At 61.0% G+C, this 19,051-nt stretch carries 16 protein-coding genes; 9 read left to right on the top strand and 7 right to left on the bottom strand.

All coding sequences use genetic code 11. From position 1 onward, the window contains the following. Positions 1 to 39 precede the first annotated feature (39 nt). Positions 40 to 2,316: a TonB-dependent receptor gene (locus tag Q0D44_RS17090; protein ID WP_294138137.1), complete on the bottom strand. Its 2,277-nt coding sequence runs from the start codon at positions 2,314 to 2,316 to the stop codon at positions 40 to 42. 123 nt (positions 2,317 to 2,439) lie between these two features. Between Q0D44_RS17090 and Q0D44_RS17085 the strand changes: the two genes are divergently transcribed. From Q0D44_RS17085 to Q0D44_RS17055, 7 genes are all read left to right on the top strand, one after another. Then, positions 2,440 to 3,354, top strand: coding sequence for a LysR family transcriptional regulator (locus Q0D44_RS17085; RefSeq protein ID WP_294138136.1), 915 nt, complete (start codon positions 2,440 to 2,442; stop codon positions 3,352 to 3,354). A gap of 81 nt (positions 3,355 to 3,435) precedes the next feature. After that, positions 3,436 to 4,551, top strand: a complete 1,116-nt coding sequence (locus Q0D44_RS17080) for an FAD-dependent oxidoreductase (RefSeq protein ID WP_294138135.1) — start codon at positions 3,436 to 3,438, stop codon at positions 4,549 to 4,551. A gap of 30 nt (positions 4,552 to 4,581) precedes the next feature. Then, positions 4,582 to 5,484, top strand: a complete 903-nt coding sequence (locus Q0D44_RS17075) for a VOC family protein (protein ID WP_294138134.1) — start codon at positions 4,582 to 4,584, stop codon at positions 5,482 to 5,484. A 16-nt stretch (positions 5,485 to 5,500) separates the two neighbouring features. Beyond that, positions 5,501 to 6,658, top strand: coding sequence for an alpha/beta fold hydrolase (locus tag Q0D44_RS17070; protein ID WP_294138133.1), 1,158 nt, complete (start codon positions 5,501 to 5,503; stop codon positions 6,656 to 6,658). Continuing rightward, a complete protein-coding gene (locus tag Q0D44_RS17065; protein WP_294138132.1) occupies positions 6,655 to 7,083 on the top strand; it encodes a hypothetical protein in 429 nt (142 codons plus the stop codon). Before Q0D44_RS17070 ends, Q0D44_RS17065 begins: the two co-directional genes overlap by 4 nt. Beyond that, positions 7,080 to 7,871, top strand: coding sequence for a cyclase family protein (locus tag Q0D44_RS17060; RefSeq protein ID WP_294138131.1), 792 nt, complete (start codon positions 7,080 to 7,082; stop codon positions 7,869 to 7,871). Before Q0D44_RS17065 ends, Q0D44_RS17060 begins: the two co-directional genes overlap by 4 nt. 4 nt (positions 7,872 to 7,875) lie before the next feature. After that, positions 7,876 to 8,832 carry a fumarylacetoacetate hydrolase family protein gene (locus Q0D44_RS17055; RefSeq protein WP_294138130.1) on the top strand — a complete coding sequence of 319 codons (957 nt, stop codon included), beginning with the start codon at positions 7,876 to 7,878 and terminating at the stop codon, positions 8,830 to 8,832. A gap of 324 nt (positions 8,833 to 9,156) precedes the next feature. Here Q0D44_RS17055 and Q0D44_RS17050 read toward each other — a convergent pair whose 3' ends face one another. After that, the gene (locus Q0D44_RS17050) at positions 9,157 to 9,597 is read right to left on the bottom strand and encodes a phosphotransferase (RefSeq protein WP_294138129.1); all 441 of its coding nucleotides are present in this window, start codon (positions 9,595 to 9,597) and stop codon (positions 9,157 to 9,159) included. A 167-nt stretch (positions 9,598 to 9,764) separates the two neighbouring features. On the opposite strand from Q0D44_RS17050, the gene Q0D44_RS17045 reads away from it, so the two are divergent. After that, entirely contained in the window at positions 9,765 to 10,667 is a 903-nt protein-coding gene (locus Q0D44_RS17045; RefSeq protein WP_294138128.1) for an AraC family transcriptional regulator, read from the top strand. Between the two features lie 325 nt (positions 10,668 to 10,992). Here the strand turns inward: Q0D44_RS17045 and Q0D44_RS17040 are convergent, their stop codons facing one another. From Q0D44_RS17040 to Q0D44_RS17030, 3 genes are read right to left on the bottom strand one after another with little or no spacing between them, the layout of a single operon-like run. Beyond that, positions 10,993 to 12,429 carry a TolC family protein gene (locus tag Q0D44_RS17040; RefSeq protein WP_294138127.1) on the bottom strand — a complete coding sequence of 479 codons (1,437 nt, stop codon included), beginning with the start codon at positions 12,427 to 12,429 and terminating at the stop codon, positions 10,993 to 10,995. Continuing rightward, positions 12,419 to 13,519, bottom strand: a complete 1,101-nt coding sequence (locus Q0D44_RS17035) for a biotin/lipoyl-binding protein (RefSeq protein WP_294138126.1) — start codon at positions 13,517 to 13,519, stop codon at positions 12,419 to 12,421. Before Q0D44_RS17035 ends, Q0D44_RS17040 begins: the two co-directional genes overlap by 11 nt. Next, positions 13,503 to 15,221, bottom strand: a complete 1,719-nt coding sequence (locus Q0D44_RS17030; protein WP_294138125.1) for an ABC transporter ATP-binding protein — start codon at positions 15,219 to 15,221, stop codon at positions 13,503 to 13,505. The genes Q0D44_RS17035 and Q0D44_RS17030 overlap by 17 nt, the downstream gene beginning before the upstream one ends. Before the next feature lie 256 nt (positions 15,222 to 15,477). Here Q0D44_RS17030 and Q0D44_RS17025 point away from each other — a divergent pair, with 256 nt between their 5' ends. Then, on the top strand, positions 15,478 to 16,344 hold the full coding sequence (locus Q0D44_RS17025; protein WP_294138124.1) for a LysR substrate-binding domain-containing protein: 867 nt from the start codon (positions 15,478 to 15,480) through the stop codon (positions 16,342 to 16,344). A gap of 140 nt (positions 16,345 to 16,484) precedes the next feature. Here the strand turns inward: Q0D44_RS17025 and egtB are convergent, their stop codons facing one another. Both egtB and egtD read right to left on the bottom strand, forming a co-directional pair. Further along, positions 16,485 to 17,726 (bottom strand): ergothioneine biosynthesis protein EgtB, encoded by a 1,242-nt coding sequence (gene egtB, locus Q0D44_RS17020; RefSeq protein ID WP_294138123.1) that lies wholly within the window; start codon positions 17,724 to 17,726, stop codon positions 16,485 to 16,487. Continuing rightward, complete coding sequence (gene egtD, locus Q0D44_RS17015; RefSeq protein WP_294138122.1) at positions 17,726 to 18,724, bottom strand: L-histidine N(alpha)-methyltransferase; 999 nt, start codon at positions 18,722 to 18,724, stop codon at positions 17,726 to 17,728. The genes egtB and egtD overlap by 1 nt, the downstream gene beginning before the upstream one ends. Positions 18,725 to 19,051 lie beyond the last annotated feature (327 nt).

The raw sequence follows: 19,051 nt of genomic DNA, 5'->3' as shown, positions 1-19,051 counted from the left end.
TTACCTATCTACGCTATGCGTCGGTCCCTACATGTCCGATCAGAAACGAAAGCCCGCGCGCACACCATAGGTCCGGGGCGGGCGAAGCTGGTTGTAGATGACGCCCGGCTTGGCCGGGCTTTGCAGCGAGTTGGCGAACACCAGTTCATTTTCGATATTATTGATGAAGCCGGTGAGCGAAAAATTGCCCGATGGCGTCTCGTAGGTCAGGCGCGCGTTTGACATCATATAGCTGCCCTGCCGACCCAGATCGAGGAAATCGAGCGAGAGATAGCGCGATGTCTCGATCCGCGTGTCCATAGCGGCCGTGATCCGGCCATGATCGCCCAGCTGAAAGCCATGTTCATAGCCCAGGTTGAACACCCATTTGGGCGCATTGACCAGCGGTCGGCCCGAACAGTTTACGTTGAATATGCGTGCGGCGGGCGATGCGCCGGTCAGGGCCGTCGGCGTGACCGCGCAGCCGATGACCGGGGCCGTGCCCGTGGTCGAATAGGCCTGATAGATGAGCTCGTCATATGTGGTGTGCAGATACTGGATGTTGGCGGAGAATTGGGCGTTGGCGGACGGCTGGAACAGCGCTTCCAGTTCAAGGCCGTAAATGGTCGATTTGCCCGCATTTTCGGTGGTGAAGACCGGACCGAAGATCGGGCCGCCTGGCGTGCTCGCGACCTGCACCGGGCCGAGATGCGAAATCTGCTGGTCCTTATATTTCCAGTAGAAGGCTTCGGCGTTGAGCTGCACCTTGTTGTCGAAGAAGCGGTTCTTCGAGCCGACCGTATAGGCCCGCATATTTTCCGGCGCGGAATAGTTGCGACCCGTCGCCGCAAACAGTGCGCCCGATTTGAAGCCCGTGGCGGCAGAAGCGTAAAGCAGCGACCGCGGCCCGACATCGAACTCCACGCCCGCCTTCCAGGTCAGCTTGTTGAAGTCGACATCGGTGCGCGGATTGCTGACGATATCCAGGATGATCGGCGTGAAATTGCCCTGGGCCGGATTGACGAAGCCGACGAAGGGCAGGGTATGCGCTTCGGTCGCCTGACGCTTGGTGTCGGTCGTGTAGCGCAGGCCACCGGTCACGCGGAATCGGTCCGTCAAAGACAGCGTCGCCTGGCCGAACGTTGCAAGGCTTTCGGTATCTAGCTGTGAATTGAGACGGGTGCCGTTGCTGGCCTGGTCGAAAAACTGCCGGGCGCTGACATCTTCGGCGAAATAATAGCCGCCCACCACCCATTCCAGTGGCCCTGACCGGCTGGCGAGCCGGGTTTCCAGTGACATCTGGCTCGACATTTCCTGAATGTCGATCAGGAAGCTGGACGCATAGGAGCGGAAATCAAGTTCCGTCTTGCGGTAGGCGGGCACCACCGTCAGCGTCGCGAAACCCAGATCGGCATTGACCGTCAGCGCCGCGCCGAAGAAACCATTATCCTGATATCCATCGTCGCTCGCGACCGCCTGCGGCACGGGGCGCGTGGGGGCGCGGGCGATATAGGCCGCAATGACGCGCGGATCGCTCGGCCCCAGACGCTTCTTGCCGTTAAGCAGGGGCATGATCGTGCCGCCCGATCCCATGCCGCCGACATGGGCATAATCGACCGACAGTGTGGCATCCAGGCCAGTGCCGGTTTCCCCGCGCAATTGGGCACGCACGGCCTGCGTATCTTCATCGTCATAGCCATCGCTATAATAGCCGTCGCGCTTCACATATTGACCCGCGACCCGCAGCGCGACCTTGTCGCCCAACGGCAGATTGAGCGCCGCTGAACCTTTGATCGCGTCATAATTGCCATATTCCGCATTGATATAGCCGCTGGTCTCGCCCAGCTTGGGCTTGGCGGCGATGACGTTTACGGCGCCGCCGGTAGCGTTGCGGCCGTACAGCGTGCCTTGCGGTCCCTTGAGCACTTCGACCCGTTCGAGATCGTAGAAAAGCCCGGCCGGCGCGGCCGGGCGGGAAAGGTACACGCCGTCGAGGTTGAAGGCGACGCCCTGTTCGGCAAAAGCGTTGGCACCAAAAGTGCCGACGCCGCGCAGGTAGATTTGCGTGAAGGATGCCGCAGGCGCGACCTGCAGCGCGGGTACGACGCGCGTCAGGTCGTTGGCCTGGGTGATGCTCTGCTGGACCAGCGTGTCGCCGGTCACGGCGCTGACGGCGATGGCGGCTTTCTGGAGATTTTCGCTGCGGCGCTGCGCCGTGACGATGATGTCCGCGATGCCGCCCGCGGTCGCCTGATCGTCCGCCGCGCCCGCCTGGGCGTGAACGGGTGAGATGGGCGCTAGAAAAACGGCGGCGGTCGCTAGCAGGGCTGCCTTCATGGTCGTCTCCTCTCTAAATGCGCGCGCTTGGTCCGGCGCGTCTGTCAGGAAAGTCTAGACAGGAAGGGCGCATAGGTTAAATCATTTGATCTTATCGGTATCCAATCATGGAATGGATGGATAATGCGTTTTCGCGGCCTCGATCTCAATCTGCTCGCCGTATTTGAAGGGCTGATGCAGACCCATTCGGTGTCGGAAACAGCGCGTCAGATGCATCTGAGCCAGCCCGCCATGAGCGCGGCCTTGTCGCGGCTGCGGGATTATTTCGGTGACCCTCTGCTCGTCAGTCATGGCAAGCGCATGTATCCCACCGCCTTTGCCGAAAGCCTCTCGCCCCTCGTGCGCGAATGTCTGGGCGGGATTGAAACGCTGCTTGCAACATCGGCGTCGTTCGATCCGCAATCGTCTCAACGCCTCTTCAAGGTCATCGCGTCGGACTATGTCGTCGCCGCCGTCATCGCCCCGTTGCTGGCGCGCCTTGTGGTCGAAGCGCCGACCGTCACCGTCCAACTCATGTCGCCAGGCGAACAAAGCATACCGCTGATCGCGGCGGGCAAGGCTGACCTGCTGATCGGCCCGCGTGAATTCCTGTCACAGGATCATCCGAGCGAACTGCTGTTTGAGGAGCAGCATGTGGTGGCGGGGTGGAGCGGCAATGATCTGCTGTCCACGCCACTGGACGAGAAGCGCTTTCTGGCGGCCGGCCATGTCGCCATCGCGATCGGCACGCTATCCAATGCGGCTTTCGCAGATCGACAGCTGACCCTCATGGGCAAGCATCGGCGTATAGAGGTGTCGGCATCGTCCTTTACGACCGTGCCCTGGCTGCTGGTCGGAACCCAACGGCTGGCCATCATGCACGAACGACTGGCGCTTGCTGCGGCCCGGATGTTTCCGATCGTCTATCAGCCCTTGCCATTCCCCTTCCCGGTGATGGAGGAACTGGTCCAGTTTCATCAGACACGTGCAACAGACGAAGGCCTGCGCTGGCTGCGGTCCCAATTGCGCGCTGCCGCCATCCATAAATATGGCGAATAGATATTGATCCAAACAATCGAATTTTGATATTTTTTTTCGACGCTAGACTGGCTTCCACTGGATAAGAGTGGAGAGCGAAGTTTGGACGCGCAGCGGATTCTCGTCATCGGTGGCGGCATTGGCGGACTGACCGCGGCGATCGCACTTCGCGCGAAAGGGCATGACGTTCATGTCATCGAACGCGACCCGGACTGGTCGGTCTATGGCGTCGGCATCATACAACAGGCGAACGTCGTCCGGGCCATGAGCGAACTTGGACTGCTCGATGATTATCTCTCGGCGGGCGTCGGCTTTGACGCGGTGGAGATATTCCTGCCCGACGGCACGATGATCGCGCGGGTGCCTTCACCCCGGCTGGTGGAGGGCAAGCCCGCCAATGTCGGCATTGGTCGCCGCGCGCTGCACAAGGTGCTGGGCGATTGCACGCTGGCCAGCGGCGCAACTGTCCAACTCGGCGTAACAACGGCGTCGATCGAAGATGATGGCGCTGGCGTCAACGTCGCTTTTTCCGATGGCGGTTCGGGTCGCTACGATCTGGTGATCGGCGCCGATGGGGTTTATTCGCAGACCCGATCTGCCCTGTTCCCCGATGCACCGGAACCGCAATTTACCGGCCAGGCCGTGTGGCGCTATAATTTCGCGCGGCCTGAGGGGCTGGACGCGCTTCAGGTCTATAATGGGCGAACCGGGGTGGGGCTTGTCCCGATCTCGAGCACCCTGATGTACATGTATGTGACGACGCCGGAGCCGGAGAATCCGCGCTATCCAAGGGAAGGCCTGGCCGCCACCATGCGCGGCAAATTGGCGGAAACAGCGCCTGCTATCCGCGCGCTCGCCGAGCAGATCGTGGATGATGAAGGCGTGGTCTATCGACCGCTGGAAGGGCTGCTGGTCGAGGGGCCGTGGCACAAGGGCCGGGTCGTCCTGCTGGGCGACGCCATACACGCGACGACGCCGCATCTGGGACAGGGCGCAGGCATGGCGATCGAGGACAGTCTGGTGCTGGCCGACGAATTGTCGCGCCACGACGATCTGGATGCAGCCCTCACCGCCTATCGCGACCGGCGTTTCGAGCGCTGCGCCTATATCGTGCGCGAAAGTCTGGCCATCTGCCACGGCCAGATCGGTCGGGGCCCGCCGGTCGACAATGCCAAGGCCACCCACGCCATGTTCGCGATCGTCGCGCAGCCGATTTGAGGCGCGCCAATTTTCCAGGAGTTATCTACCATGAGCCGTGTCACTGAAATTCGTTATGTCGGCTATGCCGTTCCCGACCTGGAGGCCGAACGCGCCTTCTATGCCGACCAGTGGAAGCTGGTGGACGCGGGCGAGAAGGACGGGATGGTCCATTTCGCCGCCGATGGGGGCGAAGAACTCTATGTCGTGCGCCTGCGCGCCGCTGCGGACCGGCGTATCGACGTGATCGCGCTGGCGGCCGACAGCCGGGCCGATGTGGATGCGCTGCATGACAAGGTGGCGGCATCGGGCGCGCGCATCATCTTTGCACCAAAGGATCTGGATACGCTGGGCGGCGGCTATGGCTTTCGCTTCTTTTCGCCCGATGGCCTGCCGTTCGAGATTTCGAGTGACGTCGAGCGTCGGACGGCGCGCGCGCTAAACCGCTGGGAGGGCGTTCCGCAGAAGATCAGCCATATCGTGCTCCACTCGCCCGATCACAAGGCGATGGCGCAGTGGTTCTGCGACGTGCTGGGGTTCAAGATCAGCGACTGGCTGGGCGATTTCATGGGCTTTTTGCGCTGCAATGCGGCGCATCACCGCATGGCGATCCTGCCGGGGCCGCCCTGCCTCAACCATGTCGCCTATGACATGCTCAGCATCGACGACATGATGGCCGGGATCAATCGCCTCAAGCAGAAGGGGACGGACATCCGCTGGGGTCCGGGCCGGCACACGGCGGGTAACAACACCTTCAGCTATTTCACCACGCCTGCGGGCTTTGCGGTCGAATATACGTCGGAACTGGAAGAGGTGGATTTCGAAAGGCACGAAGCCAAGGTGCATGTCCCTGGCCCCAGGACGATGGACCAGTGGGGCATTGGCGTCGGTGGCCCGCAGACCATGCCGCACCCGGAGGCCGATACAGGCCTGTTCCAAGCCGTAGAAGTGTGAAGGGGGAAGCATAACCATGGCCCTGTTCGAATATTTCCCGAACTATATCTGGAACCTGTCGGTTTCGATCGCGATGGAGTCGGGCGCGCAGCTTGGCGAGATCATCGACATGTGCCAGCCGATCCGCGACGCGGCGGCCAGCGGCGCGGACGCGGGCACGCCGCAATTCATGGCGCAGTGGGCGGCGATGGGCGACAAGCTGATCGGGCTGGCGCAGGAGGATGAGGCGCGCGGCCGGGCCTTTTCTGCCTCCGACAAGCTGGAGCGGGCCGCCCTCTATCTTATCACCGCCGAACGGATGCAGGGCCATGGCCATCCGGGGCGCAAGGACACCTATGCCAAGGCGCTGGCTACTTTCGAAAAGTCGACGAAGCTGGGTGGCCTCAATCGCGAGCGGGTGGACATCCCGCTTGCGACCGGGACCATGCCCGCCCTCTACACCCGCGCGCCTGGTGAAGGCCGCAAGCCTGTCGTCGTCTATTGCAACGGCCTCGATAGCTGCAAGGAACTGCTCTACTGGTCGCGCCTGCCGCAAGCGCTGGCGCGGCGCGGTATCTCGACCCTGTGCGTCGATCAGCCCGGCAGCGGAGAAGCGCTGCGTTTGCAAAATCTGCCCGTCGATCCGCACAGCGAAAGCTGGGCAAGCAAGGCAGTGGACTGGCTAGAAACGCAGGATGATGTCGATCCCGCCAGGATCGGCATGACCGGTATTTCGCTCGGCGGTCATTTCGCGCCGCGGGCGGTGGCCTATGAACCGCGCTTCGCCAGCGGCGCGGTATGGGGCGCCAACCATAATTGGGCAGAGGTGCAGCAGAAGCGCCTGAACCGCGAAGGCGAAAATCCGGTGCCCCATTATTGGGCCCATGTCATGTGGGCGTTCGGCGCCAGCGACATGGAGGATTTCCACGCCAAAAGCGCGGACATGAACCTCAACGGCCATATGGACCGGATCATCGTGCCGTTCCTGTTGACGCACGGCGCCCAGGACCGGCAGATCAGCCTGTCCTATGCCGACGATCTCTACGACCAGCTCGTCAACAGCCCGCGCCGCGAGAAGGTGATCTTTACCGACCGCGAAGGCGGGGTGGAACATGTCGGCGCGGACAATATGGCCTATGGCCGCGATGTCATCGCCGACTGGTTCGCCGAAACGCTGGACGGCCGGACCGCATGACGGTGTCGGCGTTGATCGTTCGGGAAACCTGCATCAGCATCGTCATCAACGGCGCGATCAGCGTCGGCATAGGCCTGCTGCTGTTCGGTCTCGACCGCCCGGTGCCATCCGCGGCCTTGGCATGGGATTTCCTGCCGCAATCGTTCATGATCGCCTTGATGGGAACGCTTGTACCCGCCCTCCTGCTGCGCAAGCGGCTAGGCGTGGGGGTAGGAGACATTCTGCGGCGCGCGGTCGCGATGGCGGTCGCCGCCGCCCTGCTGCCCGGCGCTCTTGCGGCTTTGCTCACACGCATTTCTCTCAATGGTTCGATGGATGCCGGCGATGTCCTGCTGCTCAAGGCGGTTTATGGCGCGACCCTTGCTGCCGTCGTGACCCCGATCATGCTCATCGCTCTCGTTCGTCAATCAGGAAATCAGACATGACCCGCCAATTCATTGATCTGTCGATCACGCTCGACAATGATGTCGTGTCTGATCCACCCTTCCTGCGTCCCAAAATCACCTATCAGACGCATGGTGAGACGGTGGGCGAACTCCAGCATTTCTTCCCCGGCGTCACGGCCGACCAGACGCCGGACGGCGCTGGCTTTGCCGCAGCGGAATGGGTGACGCTGACGACGCATAACGGCACGCATCTGGACGCGCCCTATCATTATCATCCCACCATGGATGCCAAAGATGGTAAAGCTGAGCGGGCGATCACGATCGATGAAGTGCCGCTCGACTGGTGTTTTCGTCCGGGTGTGAAGCTGGACTTCCGCCATTTCCCCGACGGCTATGTGGTCACGGCCGCAGACGTGGAGGCGGAACTGGCCCGCATCGGCCACGATCTCCAGCCGCTTGATATCGTCCTTGTCAACACGGCGGCCGGCAAGGCTCTGGGGCGGCCCGACTTTGTCGATGTCGGTTGCGGCATGGGCTATGAGGCGACCATGTATCTCACCACCCGCGGCGTGCGCGTTACCGGCACCGATGCCTGGAGTTGGGACGCGCCATTCAGCTATACGGCGCAAAAGGTGAAGGAAACCGGCGACACGTCGCTGATCTGGGAAGGGCATAAGGCGGGCCGGGACATCGGCTATTGCCACCTGGAAAAGCTGCACAATCTGGAAGCGCTGCCGTCCCACGGTTTCACCGTCAGCTGCTTCCCGCACAAGATCAAGGGCGCATCGGCCGGTTGGACCCGCGCTGTCGCCATCATCGAGGATTAAGGCCATGCGCCTCGCGACTTTGGACAATGGCGCCCCCGACGGCGCGCTGGTCGTCGTTTCACGGGATGCGACGCGCTGTCTTTCAGGCGCGCCCGTCGCCGTTACGTTGCAGCAGGCGATCGAGCGATGGACGGTGGCTGAGCCGCAGCTCCGGGCGCTCGCCGATCGGCTGGATCGCGGGGAGGGCACGGTGCTCGACCAGGCGCGTCTGCTCGCGCCGCTGCCGCGTGCCTGGCAATGGCTGGATGGGTCGGCCTTTCCCCAGCATGGCGAACTGATGCAAAAGGCGTTCAATCTGCCCCCGATCGAGATGGACCGGCCGCTCATGTATCAGGGGCTGTCTGATCGCTTCCTGTCCGGTACGCAGGACGTGCCGCTGCCCAGCGAGGATGACGGCATCGATTTCGAGGGCGAGTTCGGCATCATCACCGACGCCGTGCCGATGGGAACGACGCCGCAGGATTCCTTTGGCCACATCAAGCTCGTCCTTCTCATCAACGATTGGTCGTTGCGCGCGATCGCGCCTATCGAGATGAAAACCGGCTTTGGCTGGGTGCAGGCAAAGCCCGCCTGTGCGGTCGCACCCTTTGCCGTAACGCCGGACGAACTGGGCGACGCCTGGGCGGACGGGCGGGTCCATCTGCCGCTGCACGTCACGCTCGACGGCGTGTGGTTTGGTCATCCCCATGGCGGGGAAATGGCCTTCGGCTTTCACGAGCTTGTTGCCCATGCCTCGCGCACCCGTGATCTGGTCGCGGGAACGATCATTGGATCGGGCACGGTGTCGAACGCGGCCTATGACCAAGTCGGCTCCTGCTGCCTGTCCGAACAGCGCGCCATAGAGATGATCCGAGATCAGGTGCCAAAAACACCGTTCCTGAAGTTCGGCGATCATGTCCGTATGGAGGTCCCTGGCAACCATTTCGGGCACATTGACCAAAGGGTAGTGTTAGCTGGCTGACTTGAGGGATAGCAAGACTTCGGTAGAATTGTGGAGAGCGCCGTCCGTCTCCTTCGAACCGACATGTTTTGCATTAGCGACCAGATTTTCCGATTTCTGCCTTATGACACGCCAGTTTCGCGCCATCGATCCGGCGCGCGCGAGGTTGGTTCGAAACAGTTTTCCACTGCGCGAGCTTCTAACGCGACGCCGAGCCTCCCGCGCACCGCTCCGAAAATAGCAGGGAGATTATCCATAAGCCAGGTTCCTCCTGCGCACATCGCCCCTTATCGGCCGTTGAGCGCTCGCCGTTCGCTCCTCAAGAGCGGACGGTCAGCATTCGAGTTAGCTTGCCAGATCTGCCGCCCGGGTTCTTGGGTCGAGTTGCAAAGCGTAATCGCCTGGCAGATCGCCAGATTTGGCAAAGCCTTCCAGTGGCTCCATCAAGTAAAAACAGGCGCCGATCACAGTCTCATCGTCACATGTCGCCAGCACGGACGGATGCGGCACGGCGCTGCCGTTCAAAGCGCGCAGCACCCGTGCCTCGCGAAGGATGGTTTCATTGCTCTTGGGTTTGAGGTGCTTTCTGGGACGGCGCAGAACAAAGTCTTGTCTATCAGTTTTTAGAAGAAAGACGTTGTTCTGAAGTCCGCCAGCCAACTTGCTGACAGAATTAATTGATACTGATTTTAATGCCTCTGTATTCGATAGCCAAATTTTCAGCTTTTCCCAGTCAATGAGACCATCAAAATCATCCAGTTGCATGGACGCGGTCTGGGTCGACATCGGCACCCTCCAATCAATTCTTATGTTCGATTTGCAGCTTTTGTGTTCGCTGAAGCGCGCTTGCGCAATGCCCCTGCGCGTCGCAAGTTGGCCGCCACGTCGACAGTTGGCCAAATTGCTGGCCATGTGTAGAAGATGAACTAACTCAACTGCGGATGATGAATGCGATGACGGCCAATGCATGGACCGGTGTGGGAGAAGGGACCAATGCTGGCCTGCGCGTATCAAGCGTCGAGATTGGGTTGGTGCATGCTGCCGTCGTCCCCCATGGGCGTTCGGTATGGAGTTGCGGCAACCCGCTTCTCGATCTTTCCGTCACACCACGTCCGGTTAACGCGCGTGGCGCATTCGTCGAGAAGTGGGGCGGCAATCGCTTCGAGAAACTCGGCGATATCGTGCTGGTGCCGCCTGGCCATCCTCTCTCTGTCCGATGGGATGGCGGCGGCATCCAATCGTCGATCCGCTGCGAACTAAAGGGCAAGCTCGCTTTACAGCGTCTGGGTGGCCAACTGGAATGGACCGACCAGCGGCTCCGGGCAGCGATGGATGTTTCCAGCCACACTGTAAGGTTGCTGCTGCGCCGATTGACGGAAGAAGCTCGCAGCCCACGCCGGGATTCAAAGCTTCTGGTGGATTCCATAGCGACCCAGTTGACGATCGAGCTTTGCCGCTATCTCGAGTCCGTACAGGACGATCACGTCAACGGCGGACTCGCAGCCTGGCGATTGAGGCTCATCGACGAGCGCCTTCAGAACCTGGCAGTTCCGCCAACGCTGGTCGAACTGGCTGCGCTGTGCAGCATTTCCGTTCGACAGCTTACCCGTGGCTTCCTCAAGAACCATGGCTGCACGCTTGGTCATTATGTACAGCATCACCGCATGGAAACTGCCAAGAAGCTTCTGTGGAACGAGGGTAGCGTCAAGGCCGTCGCAATGGCTCTCAGCTTTTCCTCGACGTCGAGCTTTGCATACGCATTCCGTCGTTGGACCGGGATCACGCCTCGGCAGTTTCAGCAGCGCGTGTTGCGCTCGAATGAACTTGAGATGCGTAGGGATGGCACGTCCCTATGACGCTGTTGATGGTCGACACTCGCGATGCTTGGGAGCACGCGCTGGGATTCGAAAGAGGTGTTTGCGAAACACGAGCGTGTGATCGATCCTATCATCGGCCGATCGGCCTACTAATGAGTGCGCTCAAGCACGACCTCAAGCAAGGGATCGCCTGACCCGCTCATCAACCAAATGGGCATGTTGTCAGGTACTTATGTGGGCTGCCTGGTCTGTTCGGCTTGGCGAGGCATAATCCTCAAGCGAGCAGCCGCGCAGTTCGAGCCGCTTGAGAAGGCTGGCGCGAGCGTCGTCCATTCTTTTCGTCAGAGATCATGGAGTTTTCACGCTAACGGAGCCCTAGTGATACTGCATCCCCGGACGCTGCGACGAGATCTGCCCCAGCGACGATGCGCCGTAACCGCATGTCGAGTAACGACAAGGCGACATTGGCGGCGCTTTCCTCCCGCGTGTTCACCAGGAACAGGTCGCTAGCGCCCATGTCGAAACGGCGGCGTTCCGCCACGGCCATGTCGTCGGCGCGCTGTTTTTCCTGTTCGGACAGGTGGATAAGGTGGGCGGTTGCGTTCAGCGTGATCGCGATGCCTTCGATTTCGGCGCGAATCTGTTCGTCCAGCCATTGCGCACGGGTGCGGTTGGCGTCCAGTTCGGCCTGCGTCTGCATCAATTTGCCGCGCGCGGTGCGCTGTTCGAGCGGGACGGAGAATTTGACGCCGAGCCGGACATCGTTGCCGCTGCGCGAGACGCCGCCCGGCCCTATGTCGCCAATGTCGCGCGCCACCTCCATCTGCAGGTCAAGGCGCGGCAATAGCGCGTTGCGATCCAGCGCCAGCCGATCCCGCACCAGGCGCTGTCGCAATTGCGCGACCATCAGGTCAGGCCGCTGTACCGATGCCGGGCGCGCCGTCGCCAGCGGTTCGGGCAGCACTTGCGGCAATTGGTCGGGGCGCGGGATGGTCGGTCGGCCATCTGCATCGCGCCAGTAGAGCGACAGGCTGTTGGCGGCAGCGGCGAGCGCCTGTTGCGATTGCACCACCATCGCCTCGCGGCGCAGCAGTTGCTGCTCATTTTCGGTCAGGATAATGCGCGGGCGCAGCCCAGCCTCGAACGTGCGTTGCAGACCGCGCTGCCGCTCCTTTGCTAACGACAGGAGACGCTGATAGATGGCGAGGCGCTGGCCCGCCGCGACCCAGGACAGGTAGGAGTCGAGCGCCTTGCGCTGCACGCCGATGGCAACCATCTGCCGTTCCGCATCGGCAATCGCCTGATCGGCTTGTGCGCTCACACGGCCGAAGCGCCGCTCGTCAATCATCCGGTCACGCAGCAGGGAAAAGACAGCACCAGCGCGGATTTCACCCAGTTCGTTGGTGTAATTTTTGTCCTCATAGATGGGAAAGCGACCATTGGAGACGCGATAGCCGCCATAGACCTGCCCGCCCCAATCCTCGATCGGGCGGGCGACCTTCGCATCGGCATATGTCCCGCCATAATAGCCGAGCAGCCGTGATCCACCGTCGGCCGAAAAGATGGTGTCAAACGCGCCTTCCGCCGTCAGCCGCTTCGCATCGGCGGCGCGCGTCCTGGCCAGCGCCTCCAGAATCTGCGGCGATTGCCGAGCGGAATTGGCCAGCAGCGCGTCGATGGTGAGCGTGGGCGCATCGACCGATGCCATCTGCGGCAGGGGCGCTATGTCCTGCGCGTCCAGCGGCGTAGCGGCTGTAGTGGCGGCGAGTGCCAGCAGAACGCCAGCGATCTTATTTGGCATTGCCGCCATCCTGGCCGCCGCCGCCGGAAGCCTGGCCGTAGGCTGCGCCTGTCGATGCGCTCTGACCGGTCCGCTGGTCAAGCGCACCAGCGGGATATTGCAACGGAAAATCATTAAGCAGCCGCCAGAGTTCGTAGCCGGTCGATACCGTGTCCATCATCACCCAGCCGCGCACCTTGGCGCCCAGCCGCACGAATGGCTCTTTGGGCCATGGACGCGCGCCCGCTTTCTGCTCGACAAGCACGCGGAACAAGCCGTTGGGTGAGGCAGACACGTCGATGGCGCGGACCTGACCGTCGAACATGCCGACCGCTACGGATGGCCAGCCACTGAACTGGATGGCGGGCCAACCTTCAAATTCGAGCCGTACGGGGCGGCCCGGATAGATAAGTGGCACGTCGCGCCCGTCCACATAAAGCTCCACCACACGCACCGCCTGTTCCGGTGCGAAGGTGGCGATGATGTCGCCTTCTTTCACCATCGTCGCATTGTCGCCGCCCAGGATGCGCAGGACGCGCCCGGTGCGTGGCGCGCGCACGATCTGGACCGACTGGCGGTTGATATTGATGTCGAGACGGTTCCGGTCGGCAAGGCTCTTGGCGACCTTGGCCCCATAATCGGCCACCTTGATCTGCGCGAGTTCCAGATCGCGGCGTGGCGAGAGGCCTTCGGCGTATAATTGTTGCATCCGGCCAACATCGCGCTGGGCCACGGCCATGGCCTGCTGCGTGGCGGCAATCTCGGCATCGGCCTGCGCACGCTCCGCGCGCAGGCGGCTGAGCAGGTCGGGATCATTATCGGCGATGCGGGCGATAGGATCGCCCTTCTTCACTATTTCGCCGTCGGTCACATACCATTGTTCGACCCGGCCAGGGACCAGCGCGGTGATGCTCTGCACCCGATCGCGTGGATCAAGCGCGATGACCTGCCCCATGCCGGTGGAGGTTTGCACCCAGGGGACAAACAACAGGAAGGCAATGGATGCCACCATGCCCACGAGCAGCATCCAGCCGAACATGCGTGCGGGGCGGGGCGGGTGCAGGCTTGCCAGCGTCTTGAAATGGGTGATGTGATCAGCGCGAAATGGCATCAGTACCTCCTTGGACTGCTGCAAAGGCGCTGGCATCCTGCGTCAGTAACTGACGTGTTCGTCCCAGCCAGAGCATATGATCAAAGCCAAGCGCATCGGGACGAACTGTAAAGACGATGATCGTGCTGCCATCCCCACCGTCAAGCTGGTGCAGCGCTGCGCGCAGTTCATGAGACGGCAGCATATCGAACAGGTTGGACAGGATGAGCAGTCGGGGCCGGGCGAGAATAGCGCCGGCGAGTTTCAACCGCATCGTGTCAGCCACTGACAGCGGCCAGCCAGTCGAGGAAAGAAGGCTGTCCAGTCCCTGCGGTAGCCGGGCGATCCGTTCGCCAAGGCCCACCGATTGAAGGGCATCAAGCACGGCGGCGGAACTGGCGGTCGGATTGGCTAGGCGCAGATAGTCGCGAATGCTGCTTTCCACGATGGTGGGGCGATCGAGGACGATGACGTCGCTGCGGAGCTGGTAGATGTTCAGCGCGCTGATGTCTGCGCCACTGAGGCTGACTATACCCGCGTCAGGGCGGTAATGGCGTTTTAGGAGGCGGGCCAGCAGCCGGTCGACACCAGGATCGGCGGCGGCGGCGACATGGGCGCCTGAAGGGATGAAGAGATCGAACGATGCTTCGTCGCCATCAGCCGAAATCCGCACCTGTCGCAACGCTAGCGCGCCGTCGCGTGGTCGAGCGCCATCAAGGGTTTCGACCGGCATATCCTCCAGCGTGATCGCGCGAAACAGGGACAGTTCCTCGACAGCGGCGACCAGATCGTAAAAGGTGTCGAGATAGGGGCCTAGCTGAGCCGCTCCGTAAAATATGCTGGACAGGATCAATTCGGCAGCGACCAGTTGGCCTATCGACAACTGCCCCTGAATGACGAGCCACCCGCCCAGGGCCAGCAACGCTGCGCTGGCAATGGCATAGAGCAGCAGCAGCGCCACGGCTTGCGGAAAGGTTGCGCGGAAATGGGTGCGATGGGCCGCCACATAAGCGGCTGTGCGATTTTCCGACATGTCCATGGCGTAGTCCAGATGGCGGCTGGACTTGTAAAAACCGTTCGATGCACCGACGCTTTCCAGCCAGTGGGCCGCTTCATATTTGCGGTGGCTGAGTGCAATGCCGCTTTCCATCGCGCGCTGCGCCCACAGCTTCCAGATTAGCCAGACCGAAAAGATGAAGAGCAGATTGAAGCCCAGGAAAACCGGATGATAGAAGGAGGTAACGATGAAGCCGACCATCGCCTGGAAGAAAATAGAGAAGCCCCCAACCAGCAGCGACGGGATCGCTTTCTGTACGTTCATCACTTCAAAGAAGCGATTGAACAGATCGCCGCGCCGGTCGTCCTGAAAGAAGGGATTTTGGGCATGGACTGCCTGCAATGTGATTTCCGCAACGATCCTCGCGAACACGCGCCGCCGGAACATCTCCATGACATAGATGCGCATCGCGCCCAGGAACGCCCATAGAAGCAGCAGCGCGAGCAGCACCCCCGCCAGTGTAAACAGGGGTGCCGGCAGGGCGGTGTTGGCGACCGAATTGATGAGCATCTGCACCGAAATCGGCGTCGCCAGCGACAGGAAGCCAATCGCCGCGCCATATATCAATGCCATGGTCAGAAACGGACGGTCGGGGCCAAGCGCTGCCCGCGCCCAGCTCGTAAATATTCTCCAGTTAACCCGTTCATGCCCATGGGCGGCCATCATGGATGTCCTATGCTGATTGATATCGATGCGCAGAAACCCCGTGTCGCCATCCTGCGCATCGCGGTTCGAAGATATATTGGTCATCCATAGCGATGACGAAATGATAGCTGCAACAGGCAGCGGCGGCCCGGTTCACTTCGCTTCTTCCAGGGTCATGTCGATCACGGACCGCCCTTCCTGTATCTTCGTCCATTTGCAAAATGAGTTATAGAAATCCTATGGATTGATATTACCAATGATGAGGAGGACGTTCAGGGTGAATGTGCGCAATCTAGACATCGACCTTCTTCGCACCTTTTCTACCATCGCCGATTTGGGTGGTTTCACCGCAGCCGGCACGCGATTGGGACGGACCCAATCGACCATCAGTTTGCAGATCAAGCGTCTGGAGGCTCAACTTGGCCGTACGCTGTTTGAGCGGACGGCCCGGTCAGTCCGGTTGACACTCGACGGGCATCTGCTGCTCGGTTCCGCCCGCAAAATCCTGCACATGAACGACAAGCTGATCGCGGAACTCACTGAGCCGGATATCAGGGGTGCCGTACGGGTAGGCGTGCCGGAAGACTTCGCCACCGAGCATCTGCCCGACATCCTTGCCTTGTTCACAGACGCGCATCCGCTGGTCGAGCTGGAAGTCACATGCGACCTGACGCTGAACCTGCTTGACCGCTTCCACGCCGGAGGGTTTGACCTTGTCCTTGTCAAGCGCGAGCCGGCAGCCGCGCCTCAGGGCGTGCGTGTATGGCGCGAACCACTGGTGTGGGTGGCCCGCGACCAGGAGGCCATCGATGGGGATGAAGTGATCCCGCTGGTCGTTTCGCCCGAGCCATGTGTGTATCGCAAGCGCGCAACGGATGCCCTTGATGCAACCGGCAGGACTTGGCGGATTGCATATACGTCCACGAGCCTGGCGGGCGCGCAAGCTGCGGTACGGGCAGGTCTGGGCATTTCGGTCCTACCCAGGAAGATGGTGCCGTCGTTTCTCGTTCCTATAGCAACAGCGCAATGGTTGCCAAAACTGCCGGACACCGAAATTGCCTTGATCGAAGGGCGCGCCATCTCTGACACAGCCCATCTGCTGGCGCAGCATATCGTACAAGCGCTGGAGCCTATAACCAATTAGACAAATTGGGCACCCAGGTCCGGAGGGTGCGCTAGGAACTGATGTCTTCGGTACGATCGACCCAGTCCCGGCATTTAACTGGTAGCTTACGTCCTTCGCCACTGCGAGGCAGCCGCAGTATCTCGATTGGCTTCGAACGATCACACACCGTCCCTGGCCAGCCGCAATCCCATGAACTGCCAACGATGATGAGGATAAAAGAAGTTGCGGTAACTCGCTCGCATATGCCCGCGCGGGGTAGCGTAACTGCCGCCACGCAACACGCACTGGCCGCTCATGAACTTGCCGTTATATTCGCCAATCGCGCCATCGGCGGCGCGAAATCCAGGATATGGCCGATAGGCACTGCCGGTCCATTCCCACACATTGCCGAAAAATGCCGGGCCATTATCAACCGGACGCGGGCGGATGTCGCCCGGACCGTCCAGCAAGTTGCCACCGGTTGGATCGTGCTGCGTGGCCGCCGCTTCCCATTCGGCCTCGGTCGGCAGGCGGGCTCCAGCCCAAGTGGCAAAGGCGTCCGCCTCATAGAAACTGACATGGCAGACTGGCGCAGCCGGATCGACAGGATGACGACCCGACAGTGTGAAACTGGTCCAGCCATTGGCACCGCCCGCCCAGTAGAGTGGCGCGACGACGCCTTGGGCCTGCCGCCAGGCCCAGCCGTCCGACAGCCACAAGCGGGGATCATCATAGCCGCCGTCTGCCATGAAGGCGACCCACTCGGCATTCGTGACCTTCCGATCCGCCAATCGGTGGGGATGGAGCAACGCCGTGTGTCGCGGCCCTTCGCAGTCAAATGCGAACGCCCCGCTGTCGGTGGTGCAGGCGCCGATCTCGACCAGTCCCTGGTGGCCATCCAGCCAATTCACTGGCGCAGGATCGGCGAGATGTCGCGTGTCTTGGCGCGGCCAGACCGCGCATTCCAGAGGGTTGAGGGAAAATGCGTGGAGTATGTCGGTCAGCAGCAATTCCTGATGCTGCTGCTCATGTTGACAACCCAGATCGACCAGCGCCAGCAGTTCCGGCGAAAGCTGCTCGATCGCGCGATCCATCGCCGCATCCACCACCGCGCGATAGTCGAGAATGTCGGCCAGTGAAGGGCGCGAGAGCATACCCCGCGCCGCCCGCGCCATGCGCGCGCCTTCGGTTTCATAATAGCTGTTGAACAGGAACGGCCATTCTGCCCGGTACGGCTGATACCCCGGCATATGGTCGCGCAGGATGAAAGTTTCGAAGAACCAGCTCGTATGCGCCAGATGCCATTTGGCGGGCGACGCATCGGGCATGGACTGGATCGTGGCATCTGCGTCCGATAGAGGCTTTGCCAGATCCTCAGTCAGTTTGCGAACCGAGGCATAGTGCATCCTGGCAGCACGCATCAGCGCGCTACGCGCAGCAAATGGACGCTGAACAGAGCATCTTGATCAGTCCAGACGTCGACGCTGTCGAACCCGGCCTTGCTGGCCAGCAAGGTAAATTCGTCGATGGCATATTTATGCGAATTTTCGACATGAATGGCCGCGCCTTGTTCGAAACCGAAGCGTCGGCCCGCTACCGTGACGATCTGCTCGCGCAGGCTGACGAGCGAGATTTCGACATGGCCGGGTTCGCTGACATAGCGAGCGCGGTGCACAAAGGCGCTGGTGTCGAAATCAGCGCCCAGTTCATGGTTGGCGCGATGCAGCAGGTTCAGGCTGAACTGCGCCGTCACCCCTTGCGCATCGTCGTAGGCATCCTCCAGCAATCCTGCGTCTTTCTTGAGGTCGACACCAATCAGCATCATCCCATCTTGCCCCAGTCGCCTGCTCCATTCGCGCAAAAAGGCTTGCGCATCGTCGCGATCGAAGTTGCCGATTGTCGATCCGGGAAAGAAGCAGATGTCCCGCAAACCCCTGCGCGGTGGAAGATCAAGCTTGCCCAAATAGTTGCCGCACACGGCATCGACGGTGATATCGGGATAGCGTGCCCGTACAGATGCTGCCGCCGACGCCAGTGGAACCGGGGATATGTCGATACAGACATAAGCGCGCACCTGCTCTATCGCGTCGAGCAGGATTTCGGCCTTTCCACCCGATCCCGCGCCCAACTCGATAAAGCGCACCTCCCCGCTGATGGCTTTTGCAATGGCTGTCGCATGGGTCTCCAATATCCACCGCTCGGTTCGCGTCGGATAATATTCCGGCAGTTCGCAAATCCGGTCGAATATCGCCGATCCCGCTGCGTCGTACAGGAACCTGCAAGGTATTGCTCGTTTGGGCTGCGATAGTCCGTCAACTACGGCCCGGATGAATTCGCTGGTGTCAGATACCGGCGGCTGGATGTCCGAAACGCGAACAATCCCATCATAATCCATCGCCACGCTCGCCATATCATGCATGTAGATTTCCTGTCGGCTTGAGGTGGCCAGGGTTAAAAGCTTCAGTCAAGCAGACCGATCAAGGATGAGGTCCGCAGCATGGGGTATTCTATTATCTCGCTGTTGTTATGCCACCAGGACCAGTGGACAGCTTGAAAACGCAAACGATCCCGACGCTATACCGTTCCCGTTAGTTTTATTGGAAACAGGCCTGGCCCCGTGTGGCACTTGATCTGCCCCCCGCTGAGTGGCCCAGAGACTATGATAGTCTGGACCATGAAGGGGACATTGAATGCCGAGCAAGAAGCACAAGCCAGAAGAGATCATCGGCAAGCTGCGTGAGGTTGA

Source organism: Sphingobium sp. (genome assembly GCA_023266575.1).
In the GTDB taxonomy this organism is placed as follows: domain Bacteria; phylum Pseudomonadota; class Alphaproteobacteria; order Sphingomonadales; family Sphingomonadaceae; genus Sphingobium.
Note: the sequence above shows the minus strand (reverse complement) of the source record. Positions and strands in the feature narration are given on the sequence as shown.

Excerpts from the sequence above, each read along its gene's own strand:
- Q0D44_RS17040 (WP_294138127.1), bottom strand. The coding sequence starts at position 12,429 with ATGCCAAATAAGATCGCTGGCGTTCTGCTGGCACTCGCCGCCACTACA.
- Q0D44_RS17065 (WP_294138132.1), top strand. The coding sequence starts at position 6,655 with ATGACGGTGTCGGCGTTGATCGTTCGGGAAACCTGCATCAGCATCGTC.
- Q0D44_RS17055 (WP_294138130.1), top strand. The coding sequence starts at position 7,876 with ATGCGCCTCGCGACTTTGGACAATGGCGCCCCCGACGGCGCGCTGGTC.
- egtB (WP_294138123.1), bottom strand. The coding sequence starts at position 17,726 with ATGCGTGCTGCCAGGATGCACTATGCCTCGGTTCGCAAACTGACTGAG.
- Q0D44_RS17045 (WP_294138128.1), top strand. The coding sequence starts at position 9,765 with ATGACGGCCAATGCATGGACCGGTGTGGGAGAAGGGACCAATGCTGGC.
- Q0D44_RS17060 (WP_294138131.1), top strand. The coding sequence starts at position 7,080 with ATGACCCGCCAATTCATTGATCTGTCGATCACGCTCGACAATGATGTC.
- Q0D44_RS17035 (WP_294138126.1), bottom strand. The coding sequence starts at position 13,519 with ATGCCATTTCGCGCTGATCACATCACCCATTTCAAGACGCTGGCAAGC.
- Q0D44_RS17090 (WP_294138137.1), bottom strand. The coding sequence starts at position 2,316 with ATGAAGGCAGCCCTGCTAGCGACCGCCGCCGTTTTTCTAGCGCCCATC.
- Q0D44_RS17030 (WP_294138125.1), bottom strand. The coding sequence starts at position 15,221 with ATGATGGCCGCCCATGGGCATGAACGGGTTAACTGGAGAATATTTACG.
- Q0D44_RS17085 (WP_294138136.1), top strand. The coding sequence starts at position 2,440 with ATGCGTTTTCGCGGCCTCGATCTCAATCTGCTCGCCGTATTTGAAGGG.
- Q0D44_RS17070 (WP_294138133.1), top strand. The coding sequence starts at position 5,501 with ATGGCCCTGTTCGAATATTTCCCGAACTATATCTGGAACCTGTCGGTT.
- Q0D44_RS17075 (WP_294138134.1), top strand. The coding sequence starts at position 4,582 with ATGAGCCGTGTCACTGAAATTCGTTATGTCGGCTATGCCGTTCCCGAC.
- Q0D44_RS17050 (WP_294138129.1), bottom strand. The coding sequence starts at position 9,597 with ATGTCGACCCAGACCGCGTCCATGCAACTGGATGATTTTGATGGTCTC.
- egtD (WP_294138122.1), bottom strand. The coding sequence starts at position 18,724 with ATGCATGATATGGCGAGCGTGGCGATGGATTATGATGGGATTGTTCGC.